Here is a 21,510-nt window from a genome sequence, read left to right as displayed (position 1 = left end):
CTAATCGCGCTCGCGCAGCCGCGGTCAGGGATGCGCAGTGATTTTCGGCTGGCAGGCGGGCCAGTGCTTTGCTAAGCGCGCCGCTCGCATGTCGCTGACAGCGCCACGCACCCGTAGCTCAGCTGGATAGAGTGCTGCCCTCCGAAGGCAGAGGTCACAGGTTCGAATCCTGTCGGGTGCGCCAAAAATATCCCGGAGACCGGCTTCAAGCCAAGGCCGGTGCCGGGCAATACCGCTTAAGATAGTCGATGTGCGCCGGCATATGCTGCACGGCGAAGCGGATCGATTTCTCCATCTCGTCGAGCTCTTGCCGGGTTGCGGCGAGATCCAGTGTATCGGCCATCGCATTGTGGCCGTGCATCGGGATACCTTGCCCCATCATCACCGCCGCCCAGCTGGTTTCCGTGAACAGCTCGTCTTCCTCGCGGAAAATCTGGCCGTTTAGTTTGAAGAGCTCGATCTTCTCGGTCAGCGTGTCTGGCACACTCATCGTGCGGCAATAGTTCCAGAACTCCGAATCATCGCGGCTGGTGGCGTTGTAATGCAGGATAAGGAAGTCGCGGATGCGCGCATACTCCTTCACTGTCAGGCGATTAAAGGCCTCTTCTTGTGCCGGAGTGATCCCGTCGAGCGACAGCAGCGAAATAAGCTTGTTCACGCCGGTGTTGATGAGATGGATCGAGGTGGATTCGAGCGGCTCCATGAAGCCGGCCGCAAGACCGATCGCGACGACGTTCTTGTTCCAGAACTTCTTGCGCCGCCCGGTGACGAAGCGGAGATGGTTGGGATCTGCAGTTGGCTTGCCCGCGATATTGGCAACCAGGATGTCATGGGCCTCGTCTGCCGTCATGAACGCGTCGCAATAGACGTGGCCATTGCCGTTGCGGTGCTGCAGCGGCACCTGCCACTGCCATCCGGCGCTGTGCGCAGCGGCACGGGTGAACGGAGGCGGCGGGCTGCCATCGTCGCGGTTGCAGGGCAGGGCGACCGCGCGGTTGCAGGGCAGCCAATGGGTCCAGTCTTCGTATCCGGTTTCCAGCGCCTGTTCGATCAGCAGGCCGCGAAAACCCGAGCAATCGATGAACAGGTCGCCGGATATGACTTCGCCATCCGAAACCTGGACCGACGTGACAAACCCTGTCTCGGGATCGAGCCTTACATCGTCGATCCGTCCCTCGCGCCGCACCACGCCGCGCTGTTCGGCGTATTTACGCAAGAAGGCGGCATAGCGGCCCGCGTCGAGATGGTAGGCGTAATTGACCGGCGGCAGATCGTCGCGGCCGAAATCCTGTGAACGCGCGAACTTCCCGAAATAGGCCGCCATGGTTTCGACATTGAAGGCCTGGATCGGGCGCTTGTCACCGGCCTGGCGGAATCGGTGCCACACGTGGTGGAAGGTTACGCCGCCCATATTGTAGCCATAGGCGCCGAAGGGGTGGATATAGCTGTCGCCCAGTTTGCCCCAGTTCGAAAACTGGATGCCCAGCTTGAAGCTGCCTTGCGACGCAGCCAGCATCTCGCGCTCGTCGATCCCCAGCAACTCGTTGAATTCGACAAAGGGAGGGATGGTTGCCTCGCCCACGCCGACGGTGCCGATCTGTTCGGATTCGATCAGGGTGATCGACACGGGTCGGCCGGCCTTGAGGCGCGAAAGAGCCGCGGCGGCCATCCACCCAGCGGTGCCTCCGCCTACGATGATGATATTCTCGATCGCCATAACCGCATCCTTCTCGCACTTCCGCCGCGCAATTGCCAGTTTCGCGGGCATAATGTGAACGTTCATTTTTTGCTTGTGAACGCTCACATTATGCGGTATTGGCCCTGCCCACAAGGTAAAAACCAGGCATAACGCCTGTCTCTGGGGAGGGTAACTTGGCTTACACGAACTCGATTCGAGTCGCGCCTTCGCGTCGCATTCTCGCACTCAGCACGGCTTCAGGCCTAGCGCTTACCGCCATGATGGCCGCACCCGCCATGGCGCAGGACACTGCGCCTGCGGATGAAGAGGTTGCTGCTGAAGACGACAATGCCATCATCGTCACCGGCTTCCGCGCCTCGCTGGAAAGCGCCCAGAACATCAAGCGCGATGCCGACACTTTTGTCGACGCGATCACCGCTGAAGACATCGGCGCGTTGCCTGACCGTTCGGTTGCTGAAGCGCTGCAGCGTGTCCCGGGCGTCAACATCGGTCGCTTCGAAAAGACGACCGACCCGGACCGTTTCTCGGTCGAGGGCACCGGCGTTATCATCCGCGGCCTTCCCTTCGTTCGCTCCGAACTGAACGGTCGTGACATCTTCTCGGCCACGGGTGGCACAGTGCTGTCGTTCAACGATGTATCGCCCGAATTGCTGGGCCGGGTCGAAGTCTTCAAGAACGTTACCGCCGACATGGTCGAAGGCGGGATCGCCGGTACGGTCAACCTCGTCACGCGCAAGCCGCTCGACAATCCCGGCGTGCACCTCTCGGGCACGGTCGGCGCAAACTATGGCGACATGGCCGAAGAATGGTCACCGGAATTCTCGCTGCTCGGCTCGGCCACGGTCGATACCGAAGGCGGTTCGCTGGGCTTCCAGCTCGGCTATGCGAAGTCGGAACTGGTCAGCCGGACCGATGCCTCGCAGCTGACTGACCCGTGTTATCGCGCCGACACGCTCGATGGCCCCTGCCTTCGCGTGCGTTCGGTCGGTTCGGGCGGCTTCGGCGACCCGACCGGCTTCGATGAAACCAACTTCCCGCCGGCAGGCACTGTCATCTCGCCCAAGGGTGCGGGTGCCCGCACGACCCGGCTTGAGCGCGATCGTGAAGCCTGGTCGTCGGTCATCCAGTACGAAAGCCCCAATGGCGACTTCCAGGCGACCTTTGAGTGGCTGCGTTCGGATACATCGTTCGAGACCGACGAATATGCCATTCTGGCGCTCGTCAATAACGACGCGTGGTATGCGGTGCCCGCAGCCGGCAGCAACTGGACCTTCGATGAAAACGGCGTTTTCCAGACTGGCACGCTGACCCAGACCCTCGGCGATTCGGGCTTCTCGCCGTGGTTCGGCTTGAACACCGAGCTGTTGCGTTTTGGCCGCCTGACAGAGTCGAAGACCGAAGACTTCTCGTTTGACGTCGATTGGAATGTCACCGATCGCCTGAAGGTCAATTTCGAAGCGCAGCGGATCCAGTCGGACCTCAAGCAGGACGGCGCGATCGGCGTGATGGCGACCTTCTCGGACATTCGCATCGATGCCACCGGAAAGACGCCGCAGGTCGAATTCATCGCCCCTGCTGGTGCGCCAAGCGATCTGTTCAGCAATCCCGATTACACCTATTTCTGGTTCCTGCTTGACTCGCGGGCACGCAACGAAGGGCAGCTCGACAGCCTGCGCTTCGATGCTGAATATGACATCAGCGACGATGGCTTCTTCAAGCGTGCCCGCTTTGGTGCGCGCTGGTCGGATCGTGAACGCGTCACGCGCGACACGAACTTCACCAACTGGGGCTCGCTCGGTGCGCCATGGACCGGCCGCAATGGGCAATGGGGCGCTGCTGGTGGCTTCTTCGGTGGCGGTACTCCCGGTACGTTTACCGGTGGCGGCGCCTATCCGACCGATTTCCCGGATGCTGCGGGCTTGCGTAATCCGTTTGCCGACGGCTTCCAGCGCGGCAAGGCGCCCACGCCGAACGGCATCGGGGGCGGCTGGTTCTTCGGCGGCGATGATCTCATCGGCGAATATCTGGCAGGCACGACAACCCAACAGGGCCAGCAAATCGCAACCTTCAGCTTCCCCAATTTCATCCCGGGACAAACCTGGTCACCGCTGGCAACGGAATTCACCGACGGCCAGATTTCGGATGTGGCGGAAAAGACCAAGGCAGCTTACGCCCGCGTCGATTTCGGCCAGGACTTCGGCAATGGCTGGACGCTCGAAGGCAACTTTGGGGTGCGCTACGTCGAAACCAAGGTGTTCAGCAATGGCGACATCACCTTCCCCGCTCCGAACAACTTCTTCGACGGGGTTGTTCCGGGTCAGGCGGCAGACGGTGTAGTCCAGGTCAACGAACTGAGGTTCTCCTGCGCCAACAATCCCAACCCCGGATCGACGATCGCTTATTGCGGCCTGTCCGATGCACGTCTGGCAGAATTCGCGGCGGCGATAACTGGCAACCGGATTATCGATGATCGCGCGATCAAGTTCGATCACTGGTTGCCTAGCTTCAACGCGAAGCTCGACATCGGCAACGGCATCCTGATCCGCGCGGCTGTGTCCAAGGGCATCTCGCGCCCAGACCTCGCGCTCTTCCGTGCCGGTGGCCAGATCGTTGACAACACCGGCAACCTCCTTGCCGAGGGCACTCTGGCAGACGGGCCGCTGTTCCAGATTTCCACCGGCAACCGCAACATTCAGGCGACCTCATCCTGGAATTACGACCTGTCGGCAGAATGGTACTTCGACGATGTCGGCTCGCTGACGGTTTCCGGCTTCGTCAAGGACATCAAGGGCATCGTTTCCAGCGGCGTCAATGTGGTCGAATATTCGAGCGGCAACGCCGAAGTTCCGATCCGCGTGAATGGTCCGAGCAATGAAATCAGCGGTACGCTGAAGGGTGTCGAAATCGCCTATCAGCAAACCTATGACTTCCTGCCCGGCCTGCTCAGCGGCCTAGGTTCGCAACTCACCTATACCTATGTCGATGCGGGCGACTTCACCAACCCTGACCTGATCGGCAACCGTGGCACCTTCGCCTCGATCCAGCCGCTTCAGGGCGTCTCCAAGCACACCGTCAATGCGACTGTGTTCTACGAGAAGGGCCCGCTGGCAATGCGCGCCGCCTATAATTGGCGCTCGGCCTTCCTGGTCACTCCGCGCGATGACATCTTCCCGTTCTCGCCGATCTGGCTGGAAGCAACCGGTCAGCTTGACGCGTCGATCTTCTATGCGGTGACTGACAACATCAAGCTGGGTGTGCAGGGCGTGAACCTCCTCGACGAGGTGACTCGCACCACCCAGGTCGTCGACTTTGACGGAACGCGGATCACCCGCTCGGCCTTCCGCAACGACCGTCGTTACAGCTTCATCGCCCGCTTCGACTTCTGAGCGATGCGATAGATGGAACAACGCAGGCCCCTGCCATTGGCGGGGGCCTACTGCGTTTTGCGCGGTGTTTCGGCACTTTCCAAAAGTTGACAGCAAGTATCTTAACGTTGCAGTGCACAATTCCGTATGGGCTGGTGGCGCTGGCGGGATCACAGACGGGGTAGATAAATGGCAAGGCGGCGCCAGGCTGTCACAATCAGGCATGTAGCGGACGATGCGGGGGTTTCCCTGCAAACCGTCAGCCGTGTCATCAACAATGAACCGAACGTGCGCCCGGCGATGAAGGACAGGGTCCAGGCTTCGATCGACAAGCTGGGGTATGTCCCGTCGATTGCCGCGCAACGGATGAGTGGATCGCGCTCATACCTGATCCTCGCGCTCAACGACCGGGAGCGCACCATCGCCGACTGGCAGTCGCGCCAGGGCACCGACTGGGTCGACCAGATGTTGCTGGGCGGCATGCTCAAATGCGCCGAACATGGCTATCGCATGATCTTCGAACTGGTCGATACGCATAACGACCATGTCGAGCGCGAAGTTAAGGCCGCCATTGCCGCATTGCAGCCGGATGGCGTGATCCTGACCCCGCCGCATTCGGACAATCCGCTGATCACCGAACTGCTGGAAGAAGCGAATATACCCTTCGCCCGGATCGGATCGCGCGAGCCCGGCGCAGGTGTACCGATCGTCATGGGCGATGAAGGGGCCGCCCGTGCGGCTACCGAGCGGCTGATTGCAATGGGGCATCGGCGGATCGGCTTTATCGCCGGGCCAAGCGAGTACCAGGTTGCGCAATGGCGGATCGATGGCTGGCGCAAGGCCATGGAGGCTGCCAGATTGCCAACATCCGGGCTGTGCGAGCGCGGCGACTTCGGCTTCGAAAGCGGCCTGGCCGCCGCCGCCAAGCTGCTAGATCTTGAAGCGCGCCCGACCGCGATCATTGCCTCGAGCGACCAGATGGCCACCGCCGCACTCGAGGTGGCTCGCGAGCGCGGCTTGCGCATTCCGGAACAGCTTTCGCTGATCAGCTTCGACAATACGCCGATCGTGCGGTTCACCGAGCCGCCGCTGGCGGCGATCGACCAGCCGATTGCAGCTACCATCTCGCGCGCAGTCGAACTGCTGATCGGTGCCGCCGGCGGCGAGAGCCTGCCAACCGGACCGATCGATGTGCCAGCCGGCTTTGTCGAGCGCGGCTCGATTGGCCCGGCCGGCGGCGCGAATGACGACTGACGCGGCGCCAGCCCCGCGCCAGCCCTTGTGGCTCCTGTTGTTGCTGGCGCTCGGTGTCGCGGGTGGCGCAGTTGCCTATGTCCCCTTCCTCACTGTCCTGCTGCCGACGCGCATCGCGGAACTGACCGGCAGCGATGACGTTGCCGCACTATCCTATGCCACTTTTGCCGGCGCGATTGTCGCCAGCCTGGCAAACATCGGCTTCGGATGGTTGAGCGACCGCCGAGGCGGGAGACCGGTGTGGATCGCGCTGGGCCTCGTCCTTTCCTGCTGCTTGCTGGTTGCCATTCGCTTCACCGCGACGGTTACTGAACTCATCATTGTCATCATGGCCTGGCAGCTCTGCCTCAACATGATGCTCGGCCCGCTTGCCGCTTGGGCCGGTGACTGTGTTCCGGACGAGCAAAAGGGGTTGCTGGGCGGCTTGTTCGCCTTCGCCCCGGCGCTTGGCGCGCTTGCGTCGGCCTTCGTAACGGCGCCGGGCCTTGCCGGACGCGATACCCAGCTGACATTGGTTGCGCTGCTGGTGCTGGCCATGGTTGCGCCGGTGTTGATCTTCGGACGGGGGCGAGAGCTGCCGCACCTGATCAAGCCAACGGCGACCTCCGCGACGCCTAACCGCCTGCCCTGGATGTCGGACCCGGCAGTGACCCGGATGTGGTTCGCCCGCCTGTTGGTGCAGATTGCCGAAGCGGCGCTGTTTGCCTTCCTGCTGTTCTGGCTGCGTTCGCTTTCGCCCGGTTATGGCGAGAACGATGCGGCACGGATATTCAGCCTGGTGTTGACGATTGCCGTGCCGCTGGCGCTGGTCGCCGGGCGCTGGTCGGACCGGGTTCAGCGACCGATCCTGCCGCTGGCGATTTGCGCCGGCCTCTCCGCGGCCGGGCTGGTGCTGATGGCTGCAGCTGCGGAAATCGCGGCGGCGATCGGGGGCTATCTCCTTTTCGGGATCGCTTCGGTGATCTTCCTTTCGCTCCATTCCAGCCAGACCCTGCGCGTACTGCCGCGCCCGCAAGACCGCGGTCGCGATCTTGGCCTGTTCAACCTGACCAATACCGTGCCATCGATGATCATTCCCTGGCTGACCCTGTCGCTGGTCCCGAGTTTCGGATTCGGCGGCCTTTTCTGGCTCCTCGCGGCGCTTTGTGCAGCCGCTTGCGCACTGGTCGCGACCCTGGTGCGCCCGATCGCCCAAAAAGCGTGATTTTCATCGGCTTGCATGACACCCCTTGCCATTGAGAACGTTCTCATTTAGCGTCGCCAATCGAAGCGTCGCCTCGGGAAGGGCGGGCTAAAGGCCTAAAGGGGGCTTGGGAGAGGGGATCGTCCAGATGAGTTTTCGTGCAGCAATCCTGGCCGGTGCAATCGCCCTCGGGGGATGCGCCACACTGCCGCAAACACCGGAAGTGCGCTCAGCCACGACAAGCGCGGCCGATGCGGATGAGCAGTATATCGCAGAGCTGGTCTCGCGCATGAGCCTGGAGCGCAAGGTCGCCCAGCTGATCCAGCCGCAAATCAATTCATTCACCGCTGAAGACATGGAGCGCTATCGCTTCGGCAGCTATCTCAACGGCGGCAATGGTGGCCCCTATGGCGACGAGTTTGCCCCGGCCTCGGAAATGGCTGCGCCTGGCAGACGAAATGTACCTCGCTTCGGTCAAGCCGCTGCCCAATGGCGAGCCCGCGATCCCGACCATGTGGGGGACCGACGCGGTCCATGGCCACACCAATGTGATCGGCGCGACCATCTTCCCGCACAACATCGGGTTGGGCGCAACACATGACGCCGACCTGGTCCGCCGGATCGGCCATGCAACCGCGATCGAGATCGAAGCGACCGGCATCGACTGGAACTTCTCCCCCACTGTCGCGGTGGCTCAGGATGATCGCTGGGGCCGGACCTACGAGAGCTATTCGGAAGACCCGCAGCTGGTGGCCGAACTCGGCGCTGCGCTGGTCGAAGGCCTGCAGGGCGCCAAGGGTGATGCAGACCATCTCGGCAACGGGCGGGTGATTGCCACGGCCAAGCATTTCTTCGGCGATGGCGGCACCACGCTTGGCATCGACACGGGCGATGTCCACGGCGACATCGAAGAACTGAAGAAGATTCATGCCGTGCCCTATCCCGTTGCGATTGCCGCCGGGGCGCAGGTGGTGATGGCCAGCTTCAACTCGATCAATGGCGAGAAGATGCACGGCTACGAAGCCATGCTGACCGGCTATTTGCGCGATGAAATGGGCTTCGACGGGCTGGTCGTGGGCGACTGGAACGGTCACGGCCAGGTGCGTGGCTGCACGGTTTCCAACTGCCCCCAGTCGCTCAAGGCCGGGCTCGACATCTACATGGTCCCCGACGACTGGAAAGCGCTGCTGGAAAATCTCGTCGCGCAGGTCGAGGACGGCACCATTCCGATGGCGACTCTGGACCGCGCGGTTACCCGCGTGCTGCGGGTGAAGCAGCGCGCCGGCCTGCTCGATGCGGATGTGCGCAAACCGTCCGAACGCGGTGTCGGCGGCAACCTTGCCTTGCTCGGTTCGCCCGAACATCGCGCGCTGGCACGCGAAGCGGTGGCAAAGTCGCAGGTGATCCTGAAGAACAGCGGCGTCCTGCCGGTCAAGGCCGGCGCCAAGGTGCTGGTCGCGGGCGCGGCGGCTGACAGCATCGCGCAGGCGGCCGGCGGCTGGACGCTGACCTGGCAGGGCGGGCGCGAACTGGGCAACGAAATGTTTCCGGGCGCGACCTCGATCTGGTCCGGCATCGAAGCCGCTTCCAGGGCCAGTGGCGGCGAGGCCATGCTTTCGCCCGATGGCAGCTTCACCGAAAAGCCCGATGTTGCGATCGTGGTGTTCGGAGAGGATGCCTATGCCGAATTCTACGGCGACCGGAAGAACACCGTGTTCCGCGATGCCGAGGGGCTGGACCTGCTCAAGCAGTTCAAGGCGAAGGGCGTGCCGACGGTTGCCGTGTTCCTCTCCGGCCGCCCGCTGTGGGTGAACCGCGAGCTCAACGCCGCTGACGCTTTCGTTGCCAGCTGGCTGCCCGGCGGCGAAGGCGCGGGCGTGGCCGATGTGCTGTTTGGCCAGCACGAGGCAAGCGGGCGGTTGTCATTCAGCTGGCCCGCCGCGTGCAACGGCCATCCGGTCAACGGCCCTGAAGGGGCGTTGTTTGGGCGGGGATATGGCCTTGCCACTGGCCAGGTCGGCGGCATGGCGACGCTCAGCGAGGTGTGCGACTTCCTCGTCGAAGCCCCGGCGAGCGACTGGTTCGCCACAGGCCGTCTCTCTCCGGGCATTACCGCCACCGCCGGTGGCGCCGCGCTGCCGAACCTGCGCGGTGAAGCGAACGGGATCGCGGCCAAGGGACTCGACCGGACGCGGCAGGAAGATGCCCGCGCGATCACTTTCGCCCCCGGCGCTTCGCTGACCCTGACAGGCGACGGCAAGGCCAAGGGCGCGTTCGTTGTGCAATACGATCTCGCCGCCAGCCCGACAGCGCCGGTCACGATCAAGGTCGGCGACACCGTGCTCGACGTAACGGCGAACTTCGCGGTCAGCGGCGGCAAGGGCTGGCGCGAAATGGTGCTGACCGGCGCCTGCGTGCCCGAAGACGCCAATAGCCTGACGATCACATCCGACGGGCCGATCGCGCTGAGCGTGTCGGGCGTTGCCCGCTCGCAGTTGCCGCAAGGGACGGATTGCTCGTTCTGAGCGGTGTGCATTCGAATACAGATGGACGAAACGCACTGACGCGCTAGTCCGGTAGCGCCGCCAACAGAGCGGGAATTTGGGAGGATCAAGGACAATGGCACTGGCACCCGACATTTCGTCGAGCACTGATCCGTATCCGGTCGAAGAGCACGGCACGCCGATCGACGCACCGGGCCTGAACTATTTCGTGTTCGGCCTGTTCTTCATCTTCGGCGGGATCACCTCGCTCAACGACGTGATCATCCCCAAGCTGAAAGAGCTGTTCACGCTGAGCTGGACGGAAGCGATGCTGGTGCAGTTCTGCTTCTTCGCCGCCTATGCGATCATCGGCATTCCCGGCGCCAAGCTGGTCAAGAAGCTGGGCTATATGCGCGGTGCGGTGGCGGGGCTCTGCACCATGATCGCAGGCTGCCTGCTGTTCATCCCGGCGAGCCAGTTGGTCACCTATCCGCTGTTCCTGGGCGCCTTCTTCATTCTCGCCAGCGGCGTGGTGATCGTGCAGGTGGTGGCCAACCCGCTGATCAGCCTGCTTGGCCCGCCCCAGACGGCCCATAGCCGCCTCACTTTCGCGCAGGCATTCAATTCGCTGGGTACAACGATCTTCCCGATTGTCGGGGCAGCGGTGATCCTTGGCAGCCTCGCCAATGTCACCGCCGACCAACTCACCGGCGCAGAGTTGCAGGCCTATCGCGCCGCTGAAAGCGAGGCAATCTGGCAAGGTTATCTCGGCGTTGCCGTGTTGATCGCCTTGGTGGCGGCAGCGGTGTGGATGTTCCGTGACCGGCTCAAGGGCGAAAAGCACGAAGCGTCGAAAGGGCTGGCCGGGCTCGACCTGCTGAAGCGCAGCCGCTTTGGCTTCGGGGCCTTGTGCATCTTCCTTTATGTTGGCGGTGAAGTCGCCATCGGATCGGTCATCATCAACTACCTGTCGGAAGAGCGCGTCCTGGGCCAGCCCGAGAGCGTGATCGGCTGGATGATCGGTCTTTATTGGGGCGGCGCCATGGTCGGTCGCTTTATCGGATCGTATTTCCTGCGCATCATCTCGCCCGGCAAGATCCTCGCTTTCAACGCCATGGGCGCAATCCTGCTGATCCTGGTCTCGACCAACACTTCGGGCCAAATTGCAGCCTATTCGCTGCTGGCCGTTGGCCTGATGAACTCCATCATGTTCCCTACCATCTTCTCGCTGGCATGCGAGAAGCTCGGGCCGCGTGCGGCGGACGGGTCAGGCATCATCAACGTCGCGATCTGCGGCGGGGCGATCGTGCCCCTGCTTTATGGTGTCGTTGCCGACGCAACCGGCGGGAATCTTGCGCTGGCCATGGTTATTCCGGTAATTTGCTACGCCATCATCGCAGGCTTCGGGATCTTCGCGCGCCGACCCGCATAAGGCGATCTTCCAGTCGGCGCTCTGGGGGGAGCGCCGACACAACTGACGCCGGGGCCGCTGGGGGGTGGCTCCGGCGTTTTTGCTTAATCGCCGAACCCCTCTTCGAGGAATTTCAGCGCGCAGCCGGCCAGCATCGCCGTGCCTTTGGGCAGCGCGTTTTCGTCGACATGCATGCGGGGGCTGTGGATCGCGCAGCAACTGCGCCAGTCGACCCCCTCTTTGGCAACGCCGAGGAAGAACATCGCGCCGGGCACTTTCTCCAGCACATAGGAGAAATCTTCCGCCCCCATGATCGGGTCCGCCATATCGCGCCAGCCGGCTTCACCACCGATCCCGGTCGCGACCGCTTTACCCAAAGCTACTGCGCGCGGATCGCAGATCGTGACCGGGAAGCCGCGCGTTACGATGGTTTCGGCGGTGAGCCCATGAGCCCGGGCGACAAGATCAGCTGTCTCGCGCAGTAGTTCCTCCGCCTTGGTGCGGTGCTCCGGGCTGAGCGTGCGGATCGTGCCGGCCAGCATCACATCGTCAGGGATAACGTTGAAGGCGGTGCCGGCATGGATCTGAGTGACTGTGATAACCACCGCGCTCAGCGCATTGAAGCGCCGGGTCACCATCGCCTGGATCGCCCCGACCAACGCCGCAGCGCCTGGCACCGGATCGACGCAGTCATGCGGCATCGAGGCATGGCCGCCCTGCCCCTTCACGGCGATGGTGAACTGGTCGGCGGCGGCGAGCAGTGGTCCGGGCCGCCCGGCCAGCACGCCAAACGGTGCATTGGGCATGATGTGCAGCGCGAAGGCGGCATCGGGCAGCGGATCGATCAGCCCGTCGTCCAGCATGAAGCGTGCGCCGTGATAGCCTTCCTCACCGGGCTGGAACATGAAGTCCACCGTGCCCGAAATCTGCTCGCGCATGCCGCACAGCAGCCGCGCGGCCCCGGCCAGCATGGCGGTGTGGGTATCGTGCCCGCAGGCGTGCATTCGCCCCTCGATGGTAGAGGCGAATTCCAGATTGGTCTTCTCGTCCATCGGCAGCGCGTCCATATCGCCGCGCAGCAGCACCCGGCGCCCCGGCCGCGCACCTTCCAGCGTGGCCACTTGCCCGGTGGTCGATGGGCCTTCGCGCCACGTCAGCGGCAGGTCCGCCAGTGCGGCACGCACCTTCGCCATGGTCTTGGGGGTGTGCAGGCCCAGCTCGGGCTCGGCATGGATGGCGCGGCGCAGGGCAACGATCCCGTCGCTCAGGCCTTGGGCGGTATCAAGCAGGTCTTTGGTCAGCATGACAACCAATCTACCCTATTTGCGCGTGGGCAAAAGCGATTTTGTGGGCGCGCGCGCACGCGGTGTAACCGTGCCACGCCTGGCTGCGAAATGCAGCCGTCCCGCAGAATTTCCTAGTGCGACGTTATGGTTTACAGCTAAGCGCGATCCCTATGGCCGGTCCGATCCACGAATTTGCCCAGCTACCCCGCGCCCGGCACACGGGTAATTCCGTCTGGCGCGCGCGCCGTGCGGAGCGGCCCGAAGGCGCCACGCCCACAGTCGGGCTGATCTACAATCCGCGCAGCCATCGCAACAAGGGCCAGGATCTCGACAGCCGCATTTGCCCTGACGTGATCGTGGCGCAGCCCGGCCATCGTGACCAGCTTCCCGAAGCACTCGCTCGACTGGCCGAACGCGGGATTGACCTGCTGGTGATCAATGGCGGCGACGGCACCGTCCGCGATGTGCTGACCTGCGGCGATGCGATCTTCGGCGATGACTGGCCGGTGCTGGCGGTGCTGCCCAAAGGCAAGACCAATGCTTTGGCGGTCGATCTCGATGGCCCGGCGGAATGGACGCTGCAGGCAGCGGTCGATGCATTCGAGTATGGCCGCCGGATCAAGCGCAGTCCGATGGCAATCACGCCGCTCGACCAACCCGAAGCGCGGGTGATGGGTTTCATTCTCGGCGCGGGCGCCTTTACCTTGGGCACAAAGGCTGGGCAGAGCGCGCACAAGCTGGGCGCGTTCAACAGCCTAGCCGTGGGGGTCACCACCTTCTGGGGCATCCTGCAGGCGCTGTTCGGCACGCGCGCCAACCCGTGGCGGCGCGGAGCGCGGATGGATATCCGGCTCGCCCCCAACGGTGTCGCGCTTGAGCACAGCGGCCTGGGCGATCCGGCGCGGCGACAATTGCTGCTGGCTTCCACGCTCGAGCGCTTCCCCGCCGGGATCAGGCCCTTCGGCACGTTGCGCAATGGCCTCAAGCTGGCAGTCATGGATCAGGTCAGCCGCATGATGACGCTGGCCATTCCGGCAGTGCTGTTTGGCCGGGGGCCGCGCAACCTGCGCGAACGCGGCTTTCATCAGCTTGCCGCGACCGGGTTCGAAATCGAGCTGGACGATCAGTTCATCCTCGATGGCGAGGCTTTTCCGGCAGGTCGCTACCGCGTTGAGCCCGGGCCCGAAATCGAGTTCGTTGCGCCCTGAGGGCAGACATCATGCCTTCGCTTGTCGATCGTATCACCGAACAATCTGCCGCAGCCGTCCACCCGGCCGTAAGCGGTTTCGCCGCAGAGCTGGCGCAGGAAGCCGGTGCGCTGGCGGTGCTGTTCTATGGTTCGAACCTGCGCACCGGCTCGCTCGAAGGCGTGCTCGATTATTACGTGCTGCTGCCGGGCGAACAGCGCGAGAAGATCTGGCCGCGCGTCAGCTATCGCGAATGGGATCATGATGGCGTTACGCTGCGCGCCAAGATTGCCACCATGGCCATGGCTACGTTTGATGAGGCGGCGCGCGGCGAATTGCTCGACACCACGATCTGGGCGCGCTTTGTCCAGCCGAGCGCGCTGGTGTGGAGCAGCGATGAGGCGGCATGCGGGCAAGTCCTCGAGGCGATCGCGCAGGCGGCGCAAACAGCCGCGCGGCTGGCCGTGGCGCTGGGGCAGGCTTCGGGATCGGCGGAGGATTATTGGCGCGCGCTGTTCCGGGCGACCTACCAGGCCGAATTCCGGGTCGAGCAGCCGGGCCGCGAAGACAGCATCTTGGCGGTTAATGCCGCGCATTTCGATGGGCTCTTGCCACTGGCGCTGGCGGCGCAAGGCATTGCCTTCGCGCAAGACTGGTCTGCGATCACGCCTCAAATGGCTGAAATCGAGCGACGGCGAATCCTGGCCTGGTGGAAGCGTCGCCGCCGAATGGGCAAGACGCTCAACATCCTGCGGCTAATCAAGGCCAGCACTACGTTTGATGGCGCAGCGCGCTATGCCGCGTGGAAGATCGAGCGGCATACCGGTGTGCCGGTGGAACTCACGCCCTGGCGCGAGCGCCACCCGCTGCTCGCCGCGCCCGGCGTGCTGTGGCAGGTCTGGCGCGCGCAAAAGCGCACACAGGGGCGCGCCCGCTAGCCCGGCCCAGCTTACATATAGCGCATGTTGATCGTGATCGAGGTAACGCCTGGCCCCACCTCGAACGCGGTCTTGGTGTAGCTCGGCTTGCCAAGGTTGAAGATATTGATCGAGGGGTTGTTCGACATGCCGCCGCCATCCTTGGTGATGTCAGTCTTGCCATTGCCGTTGGTGTCATGCCGCACGGCGATGCCATAGGTGCCTGTGCGCGGCAGGGGGACGCAGAAGGTCATTGTGCCTTCGCGCGCGGGCGCTTCGATCCGGTTGATCCAGCGGCCCTTTTCAAGCCAGTCGGACTTGGTGCCGAGATAGCTTTGCACGCGAATGCGCCCTTCCGACGCATTGACCCCATTCACCGTTACGCGCACCGCGGGCCCGGCGCCGGGCGCGCATTTGCGCATGTCGTTGGAGACCTGCTGGCGATAGGGAATCGCTCCGGGTGCAGCACTGGCCGCAACCGTTGCACCGGCCACAGCCCCGGCTGCGGCGGCCAGCAGCATGCCTTTGCGGGCGAAATGGGTCTGCTTCAACATGGTGTCCTGGATTGATCCCTGAAGGCTGCGATAGCCGCAGCCATGACGATTACGCCAGCGATTTGCACGAAAACGGCTGAATTGCGGCTGAATTGGGCGCAAAGCCGCGCTTAATCCGCGCCAACCGTGCAAAGCAGCGCGGCGCGTGTGGAAAAGGATCGAGCGCCGCTTGTGGCAACCGCGCCCGCGGCTCTAGTGGAAGCATTCGCGCGATCCGAAAGCACAGCATGGCGGCACCGCTCATTTCCCCTTCGATCCTCTCGGCCGATTTTGCCCGGCTGGGCGAGGAAGTGCGCGCGATCGACGCTGCCGGGGCGGACTGGATCCATGTCGATGTGATGGACGGGCATTATGTCCCCAACATCACGATCGGCCCGATGGTGGTGAAGGCGCTGCGGCCGCACAGTGCCAAGGTTTTCGACGTGCACCTGATGATCTCGCCGGTCGACCCCTATCTTGAGGAATTCGCCGAGGCGGGCGCGGACATCATCACGATCCACCCCGAGGCTGGCCCGCATGCGCATCGCACGGTGCAGGCGATCAGGGCGCTGGGCAAGAAAGCGGGCGTGTCGCTCAACCCTTCGACCCCGGTCGAAGTGCTCGACTACCTGATCGGCGATATCGACCTGGTACTGGTGATGAGCGTCAATCCCGGCTTTGGCGGTCAGAGCTTCATCCATTCGCAGCTCGACAAGATCCGCAAGATACGCGCCATAATCGATGCCAGCGGGCGCGACATCCACCTCGAAGTCGATGGCGGGGTCAATGCCGAAACCGCGCGATTGTGTGTCGAAGCGGGGGCCGATGTGCTAGTCGCCGGTTCGGCCACCTTCAAGGGTGGGCCCGATTGCTACGCCACCAATATCGCGGCGTTGAAAGGGTTGGGCTGATGGACGCGCTGCTCTCCGGCCAGAACGAGACCAAGCCCGAAGAGGACCTGTTCGGCGAAATCCAGCACGATGCACCTGCCCTGCCGCTGGCGCGCGGCGCGGCCGAGCCGCTGGCCGAGGGTGCGGGCGAAGCTGCCATCGCTCCGCTGGGCGAATCGCGCGCGCTCGTGCTCAGCGATTTTGTGCCGCCCAAGGCCGATTTCAGCGCGCGGCTCCTGCGCATTGCCTATCGGCTGGGGGTTGGCGGCGCAACGCTGACCGCGCCCTTCCGCAAGCCGGCCCGCATGCGCCTGCTGGCCACGGTCGAAACGCCGCTGATGGGTGACCGCGCCGCCGGGATGGCGCTGCGCGCGGGGCATTTCGTGATCAGCGGGGCCAAGGCGCCGATCGCCGAGATCGAATACGCCTCATCCTCGCGGCTCGCTCCGCCGTTCGAGCGCGTGATCCACGGCTTTGCCTGGCTGCGTGACCTGGCGGCGGCGGGCTTGCGCGAACAATGCCTCGACACGGCCGAACGAATCGCCAGGCTGTGGCTTGACGCCAATCCGAAGCCGGGCAAATGCGCTGCGTGGCAGGTCGAATATGTCGCGCAGCGGCTGATGGCCTGGCTGGTCTACGCGCCGCTGGTGCTGTCGGGGCAGGACGGCAAGCTGCGGCCACGCATGCTGGCGGCAATCGACGAGACCGCACGCTGGCTCGATCGCGAAGTGCGCCGCAGCCCCGATCCGCTGGGTGCAGTGCTTGGCTGGGGCGCGATCACCGCTGCGGGCCTGCTGCTGCCGCAAGGCAAGCCGCGCCGCCTCTATGGCGAAGCGGGGCTGATCGCCGCGCTGGGCGATCTGGTGGGCGAGGATGGCGGCGCATTGTCGCGCAGCCCGCTCGCCCAGACGGACGTGATCGCCATGCTGACCGATCTCGAGGCGTGTTATCGTGCGGTTGGGCGCGATCAGCCGGCCTCGCTCGGCCTGATGCGTGAATTGCTGGTGCCGCCACTCCTGGCGATGCGCCATGGCGATGGCGGGCTGGGCAGTTGGCAGGGCAATGGCGCCACTCGGGCAGACCGGGTGGCTGCGCTGATCGATGCTAGCGGGGTGCGCACGCGCCCGCTGAAGGAAGTGCGGCACTGGGGCTATCACCGGCTCGCCGGTGGCAAGACGGTGGTGCAGCTTGATGCCGCACCGCCACCGCGTGCCAAGCATGCCCGGTGGGGCTGCGCCTCCACGCTCGCGTTCGAAATGTCGGACGGGGCGCATCGGCTGATCGTCAATTGCGGCGGAGCGGCGCTCGCCGGTGGGCAGGTTCCGGCGCGGATCGAGCAGGGGCTGCGCGCCACTGCCGCGCATTCGACGCTGGTGCTCGACAATGCCAATTCCACCGCCGTGCTGCTGGGCGGCAAGCTGGGCAAGGGCGTCGAGCAGGTCGAGGTCGAGCGAGGGGAAATGTCCCGCGCAGGTGGCGAGATCCAGCGGGTCGAAGCGAGCCATGACGGCTATGTCGCCCGCTATGGCCTGAAGCATCGCCGCATCCTGATGTTGCGCGGCGACGGCAGCGAACTGCTGGGCGAGGATATCCTGGTGCCCGCAGCCAAGAAGGGCCAGCGCGGCAAGGTCGGTTTCGCGATCCGGTTCCATCTGGGGCGCGGGGTCGAAGCACGGCTCTCCGAAGACCGGCGTGGCGCCAGCCTGATACTTCCTGACGGCGGCCTGTGGCAATTCCGGCTGGGCGGCAACGACCACGGCGCCGAGGTCGAGATCGAGGAAAGCATGTGGGTCGATGGCGACGGGCGCCCGCATGCCATCGAACAGCTGGTGATCCAGGGAATGGTATCGCGCGGCGGGGGGCAATTCTCCTGGCTGCTCAAGAAAATGGGGTAAGTTCCAAAGTGGCGGATGTGGCGATCAAGCGGGCACTGCTCTCGGTGTCCGACAAGAGTGGATTGGTGGAACTGGGCCGGGCGCTGGGCGCGCGCGGGGTTGAGCTGGTGTCGACTGGCGGCACGGCCAAGGCCTTGCGCGAGGCGGGGCTGGACGTGCGCGACATTTCCGAGCTGACCGGCTTTCCCGAGATGATGGACGGGCGGGTCAAGACGCTCCACCCCAAGGTCCATGGTGGCCTGCTGGCGGTGCGCGACAACCCGGAACATGCCGCCGCCATGGCCGAACATGCGATCGGCGCGATCGACCTGGTGGTGGTCAACCTCTATCCCTTCGAAGCGACGGTTATGCGTGGGGCAGAGCGCGACGAAATCATCGAGAATATCGATATCGGTGGGCCCACTATGGTTCGCTCCTCGGCGAAAAATCACCAATTCGTCACCATTGTGACCGATCCGGCCGACTACGCTCAACTGCTGGGCGAGCTGGAGGCGCATGATGGCGCGACCTCGCTCACTTTCCGGCGCAAATGCGCGGCCAAGGCCTTCGCTGCCACCGCCGCTTATGACAGCATGATCAGCCAGTGGTTCGCCTTCGCCGACCAGCAGCAGCTGTTCCCGGATTTCCTCGCGGTCAATGGCAAGGCGCCAGTGGTGCTGCGCTATGGCGAGAACCCGCACCAGCAGGCGGCGCTTTACACGCCTTCGGGCCCGCATGGGCGCGGCATTGCGCAGGCCGAGCAGCTGCAGGGCAAGGAGCTGTCCTACAACAATTACAACGATGCCGATGCCGCACTGGAGCTTTGCGCCGAATTCGCCGGGCAGGATCCCGCGGTAGTGATCGTCAAGCACGCCAACCCTTGCGGGGTGGCGCAAGCGGGCTCGTTGGCTGAAGCCTGGGAAGCTGCGTTGCAATGCGACAGTGTGTCGGCCTTCGGCGGGATTGTGGCGGTCAACCGCGAGCTTGACGGGGCGACCGCGGAAGAGATCGCCAAGATCTTCACCGAAGTGGTGATCGCGCCCAGCGTGTCGGACGAAGCGCGCGAGATTTTCGCGAAGAAGAAGAACCTGCGCCTGCTGACTGTGGGCGAACTGCCCAACCCGCGCCGGGGCGGCCTGATGGTCAAGCCGATCACCGGCGGGCTGCTGGTGCAGACGCGCGACAATGGCGCGATCAGCGAGGCTGACCTGAAGGTCGTGACCAGGCGCGCGCCGACTGCGCAGGAACTTAAGGACTGCCTGTTCGCCTGGACCGTGGCGCGCCACGTGAAGTCGAACGCGATCGTCTATGCCAAGGACGGCGCAACTGCGGGCATCGGCGCAGGGCAGATGAACCGCCGCGATTCCAGCCGCATCGCCGCGATGAAGGCGGCAGAAGCGGCCGAGACCTATGGCTGGGATCAGGCGCGCACTGTCGGCAGCGCGGTCGCCTCGGACGCGTTCTTCCCCTTCGCCGACGGTCTGCTGGCTGCGGCGGAAGCAGGCGCAACCGCGGTGATCCAGCCGGGCGGCTCGATGCGCGATCAGGAAGTGATCGACGCAGCGGACGAAGCGGGCCTCGCGATGGTCTTCACCGGGATGCGGCACTTCCGGCACTAGTTCTGTCCTACCGCTTCGCTACTTGAGGACGTGATGTCTTGCGAGCGCGCCTGCGAGGGCGCGCAGTAGCGCTCTGACTGCCGTGATCGAAAAGCAAACGGCGAGCGATTAGCGAACCGCAAGGGCGACTGCCCGCCCGGAGCGATGCGACCTTCAGGTCACGTGAGCGAGGATTTCGCGCGCCCGGACGGGCGTCGCGGAAGGATCAAAACCGGCGGAGCCAGGATTTTGATCTTAAAATAGCATGCGCGCAATTATGCCCTGGCGCGCCGGTCACCCCGCCGCCCGGATGCGTACCCGCACCGCATAGCCACAGGCCTTCCACTGGCGTGCGGTAGCTGCCTGCACCGAGCGCGGGCCGCGCGGCCCACAGCTGGTCCAGGCTCATCCGCCCATGGAAGATATCGCCGTGCCACAGCCCGAACTTGGCTTCGAGCGCGCGCGGGGTGTGGACTTGCTTGTGTAGCACCAGTGCGCGGAAGCCCGGGGCGTGACGCTCGATCACGTCGAATACCGCTTCCACCGCAGCGTCCTCTTGCTCCTCGGGCATATCCGGGTCGACATGCTGGCAGAACAGGCTGGCGACATGCTGGCCGGGCGGGACAAGGCTGTCATCGACCAGGCTCGGGATCAGCATCTCGACGATCGGCTGGGCGCTGAAACCCTGTTCGCGCGCGTCGCGCCAGGCCCGGTCCATATAGTCGAGCGAAGGCGCCATGATGATGCCTGAGCGCAAATGCGCATCCCCCTCGGGCGCATGGCGGAAATGCGGCAGGCCTGACAGCGCGACATTCATTCTGAGGCTGCCCGACCCGCCGCGATAGCTCGCCATCGCGCGTGCGAAATCCGCTGGCACGGCCTCGCGCGGCACCAGCCTGTCGAACAGCGGCTTGGGCCCCATGTTGGAGATGATCCGCCTAGCGCGCAATTCCTCGCCGCCCGCCAGCCGCACCCCGACTGCCCTGCCCCCTTCAACCAGCACCTGCTCGACTGGCGCGCCGGTGCGGATGTTTACACCCAGCTCGCGGCAGGCCTCGCCCATCATCCGTGTGATCGCGCCCATCCCGCCGATCACATGGCCCCAGGCGCCCTTCTTGCCGTTCACCTCGCCGAACACGTGATGCAGCAGCACATAGGCGCTGCCGGGCTCGTCAGGCGAGGCGTAGTGGCCTACGCAGGCATCGAAGCCGAATGCAGCCTTGACCGGGTCGCTCTCGAACCAGTCGTCGAGTACTTCGCGCGCCGAACGGGTGAACAGCTGCCAGACCTGCCGCTGGCGCTCGGTCGAAAGTCTTGCAAGGCCGCGGGCCTGCATGGCGGCATCCACCAGCGATCGCAGCCCTCCCTTGGGATCGGGCGGTGCCTTCAGCGCCAGCCCGCGCAGCACCTCTGCCGCATCTTCCAGCATATCGAAATATTCGGGCAAACGTTCGGCATCGCGGGTTGAAAACCGTGCTGCCTGTGCCTGGCTTGCTTCAAGTCCGCCACCCATCAACAGATAGTCGCCATCCAATGGCAGGTAATTTGACACCGGCCGCTCTATCACACGGTAACCGCGCTCTATCAGGTGCATATCGGCGATTACTTTGGGTTGCAGCAGGCTTACAGTGTAGCTCGCGGTCGAATTGCGAAAGCCGGGCGCGAATTCCTCGGTCACCGCCGCGCCGCCAATCACCTCGCGGGCCTCACAGATCGTTACCCGCATCCCCGCCCGCGCGAGGTAAAAAGCGCAGGTCAGCCCGTTGTGGCCGCCGCCGATGATGATCGCATCGCTCATTTCACCAGCCTGTAACCACATCCCGCCGCAGC

15 protein-coding genes and 1 tRNA gene are annotated in these 21,510 nt (G+C 64.2%); 12 read left to right on the top strand and 4 right to left on the bottom strand.

Going from position 1 to position 21,510, the window contains the following annotated elements; all coding sequences use genetic code 11:
- Positions 1-107: 107 nt before the first annotated feature.
- Positions 108-184: transfer RNA gene (locus G6N82_RS08280), tRNA-Arg, on the top strand.
- A gap of 21 nt (positions 185-205) precedes the next feature.
- Here G6N82_RS08280 and G6N82_RS08275 read toward each other — a convergent pair.
- The gene (locus G6N82_RS08275) at positions 206-1,717 is read right to left on the bottom strand and encodes a tryptophan halogenase family protein (RefSeq protein ID WP_165195500.1); all 1,512 of its coding nucleotides are present in this window, start codon (positions 1,715-1,717) and stop codon (positions 206-208) included.
- Positions 1,718-1,956: 239 nt separating this feature from the next.
- Between G6N82_RS08275 and G6N82_RS08270 the strand changes: the two genes are divergently transcribed.
- The 6 genes from G6N82_RS08270 (at position 1,957) to G6N82_RS08250 (ending at position 11,416) form a co-directional block, all read left to right on the top strand.
- The gene (locus G6N82_RS08270; RefSeq protein WP_165195498.1) at positions 1,957-5,085 is read left to right on the top strand and encodes a TonB-dependent receptor; all 3,129 of its coding nucleotides are present in this window, start codon (positions 1,957-1,959) and stop codon (positions 5,083-5,085) included.
- Between the two features lie 168 nt (positions 5,086-5,253).
- Positions 5,254-6,318: a LacI family DNA-binding transcriptional regulator gene (locus G6N82_RS08265; protein ID WP_165195496.1), complete on the top strand. Its 1,065-nt coding sequence runs from the start codon at positions 5,254-5,256 to the stop codon at positions 6,316-6,318.
- Positions 6,308-7,522, top strand: coding sequence for an MFS transporter (locus tag G6N82_RS08260; protein WP_165195494.1), 1,215 nt, complete (start codon positions 6,308-6,310; stop codon positions 7,520-7,522). Before G6N82_RS08265 ends, G6N82_RS08260 begins: the two co-directional genes overlap by 11 nt.
- Positions 7,523-7,649: 127 nt before the next feature.
- On the top strand, positions 7,650-8,102 hold the full coding sequence (locus G6N82_RS14985; RefSeq protein WP_241255041.1) for a hypothetical protein: 453 nt from the start codon (positions 7,650-7,652) through the stop codon (positions 8,100-8,102).
- A complete protein-coding gene (locus G6N82_RS08255) occupies positions 8,014-10,026 on the top strand; it encodes a glycoside hydrolase family 3 protein (protein ID WP_241255254.1) in 2,013 nt (670 codons plus the stop codon). Before G6N82_RS14985 ends, G6N82_RS08255 begins: the two co-directional genes overlap by 89 nt.
- Positions 10,027-10,120: 94 nt before the next feature.
- Positions 10,121-11,416: a sugar MFS transporter gene (locus tag G6N82_RS08250; protein ID WP_165195492.1), complete on the top strand. Its 1,296-nt coding sequence runs from the start codon at positions 10,121-10,123 to the stop codon at positions 11,414-11,416.
- Between the two features lie 83 nt (positions 11,417-11,499).
- Here G6N82_RS08250 and G6N82_RS08245 read toward each other — a convergent pair whose 3' ends face one another.
- Positions 11,500-12,699, bottom strand: a complete 1,200-nt coding sequence (locus tag G6N82_RS08245) for a M20 family metallopeptidase (RefSeq protein WP_165195490.1) — start codon at positions 12,697-12,699, stop codon at positions 11,500-11,502.
- A 152-nt stretch (positions 12,700-12,851) separates the two neighbouring features.
- Between G6N82_RS08245 and G6N82_RS08240 the strand changes: the two genes are divergently transcribed.
- Positions 12,852-13,889, top strand: a complete 1,038-nt coding sequence (locus G6N82_RS08240) for a diacylglycerol kinase family protein (RefSeq protein WP_165195488.1) — start codon at positions 12,852-12,854, stop codon at positions 13,887-13,889.
- 11 nt (positions 13,890-13,900) lie between these two features.
- Entirely contained in the window at positions 13,901-14,806 is a 906-nt protein-coding gene (locus tag G6N82_RS08235; RefSeq protein WP_165195486.1) for a hypothetical protein, read from the top strand.
- An 11-nt stretch (positions 14,807-14,817) separates the two neighbouring features.
- Here the strand turns inward: G6N82_RS08235 and G6N82_RS08230 are convergent, their stop codons facing one another.
- A complete protein-coding gene (locus tag G6N82_RS08230; protein ID WP_241255040.1) occupies positions 14,818-15,339 on the bottom strand; it encodes a DUF2141 domain-containing protein in 522 nt (173 codons plus the stop codon).
- Positions 15,340-15,566: 227 nt separating this feature from the next.
- On the opposite strand from G6N82_RS08230, the gene rpe reads away from it, so the two are divergent.
- The 3 genes from rpe to purH are packed head-to-tail and all read left to right on the top strand — an operon-like array spanning position 15,567 to position 19,701.
- On the top strand, positions 15,567-16,229 hold the full coding sequence (rpe, locus tag G6N82_RS08225) for a ribulose-phosphate 3-epimerase (RefSeq protein ID WP_165195484.1): 663 nt from the start codon (positions 15,567-15,569) through the stop codon (positions 16,227-16,229).
- On the top strand, positions 16,229-18,103 hold the full coding sequence (locus G6N82_RS08220) for a heparinase II/III family protein (protein ID WP_165195482.1): 1,875 nt from the start codon (positions 16,229-16,231) through the stop codon (positions 18,101-18,103). The genes rpe and G6N82_RS08220 overlap by 1 nt, the downstream gene beginning before the upstream one ends.
- A gap of 8 nt (positions 18,104-18,111) precedes the next feature.
- A complete protein-coding gene (gene purH / locus G6N82_RS08215; protein WP_165195480.1) occupies positions 18,112-19,701 on the top strand; it encodes a bifunctional phosphoribosylaminoimidazolecarboxamide formyltransferase/IMP cyclohydrolase in 1,590 nt (529 codons plus the stop codon).
- A 205-nt stretch (positions 19,702-19,906) separates the two neighbouring features.
- Here the strand turns inward: purH and G6N82_RS08210 are convergent, their stop codons facing one another.
- Complete coding sequence (locus G6N82_RS08210; RefSeq protein ID WP_165195478.1) at positions 19,907-21,478, bottom strand: NAD(P)/FAD-dependent oxidoreductase; 1,572 nt, start codon at positions 21,476-21,478, stop codon at positions 19,907-19,909.
- Positions 21,479-21,510 lie beyond the last annotated feature (32 nt).

The sequence above is a fragment of the Altererythrobacter sp. BO-6 genome (genome assembly GCF_011047315.1).
GTDB lineage: Bacteria > Pseudomonadota > Alphaproteobacteria > Sphingomonadales > Sphingomonadaceae > Erythrobacter.
Note: the sequence above shows the minus strand (reverse complement) of the source record. Positions and strands in the feature narration are given on the sequence as shown.